1 protein-coding gene is annotated in these 814 nt (G+C 73.5%); it reads right to left on the bottom strand.

Going from position 1 to position 814, the window contains the following annotated elements; translation table 11 throughout:
• The coding region (gspK, locus tag N878_RS23165) for a type II secretion system minor pseudopilin GspK (RefSeq protein ID WP_021445881.1) at positions 1 to 731 on the bottom strand (731 nt) is incomplete at its 3' end.
• Positions 732 to 814 lie beyond the last annotated feature (83 nt).

Here is an 814-nt window from a genome sequence, read left to right as displayed (position 1 = left end):
GCCTCACGGCCGCGCGCCGCCACCAGCGCCAGCGCGGCATCCGGGCTGAGGCCGTCGGCCAGGCTGGACAGCACCAGGGCGCTGGCGCTGTTGACGTTGAGCAGCGCCTCGCCCGGCAGAGCGCTGACGAAGGGCAGCAGGCGGCGGTAGTCGGCCTCGTCCATCTCCAGCAGCAGGCGCAGCTCGGAGACGTCGGCGAGCTGGCGGTTGGCCGCGCGATAAGGCGGCGCGGCCAGCAGATACTGGCCGTCCTCGGCGCCCTGGCCACCGCTGGGTTCGCCGTCGCCATCGAGCCAGTCGAGCAAGCGTTCGGCGTAGGGCTTGGCGATCTCCAGGCGCAGCAGCAGGCGGCGCAGGCGCAGCAGCGCCAGCTCGTCGGGCTGGCCCTGGCGCACCAGACTGTTGAGGTTGAAGCGGCCGCTGGGATCGACGATGCGCACGCGCAGCTCGCCGCCCTCGTCCAGCGCGAAGGGTGTCAGCGGCTGCGCCCAGGGTTCGCCCAGGTGATCGACCGGCTGGCGCGGATCGCCCTGGCGCAAGTCGCGCTGGAGGATGGCCTTGGCCAGCGTCTCGCCGCCCAGGGCGTAGTGCCAGGCCTGGCGCACGTGCAACTGGTTGGCGCTGCTGCGGATCGACAGCTGCTGGCGGGCGATCAGCCCGGCGCAGACCACGGTGACCAGCGCCACCACCAGCAGCACGGTGATCAGCGCCACGCCGCGTTGAGGTTTCATGGCTGCGGCTCCTCGGGCTCAACGGGGTCGCCCTCCCCCTCGCCGGGGGCGGGCACGGCGCTCTGCGGCGGCGCGTCCGGCAG

The sequence above is a fragment of the Pseudomonas sp. EGD-AK9 genome (genome assembly GCF_000465935.2).
GTDB lineage: Bacteria > Pseudomonadota > Gammaproteobacteria > Pseudomonadales > Pseudomonadaceae > Aquipseudomonas.
The sequence above is the reverse complement of the archived record's forward strand: the minus strand, read 5'-3'. Positions and strand labels throughout refer to the sequence as shown.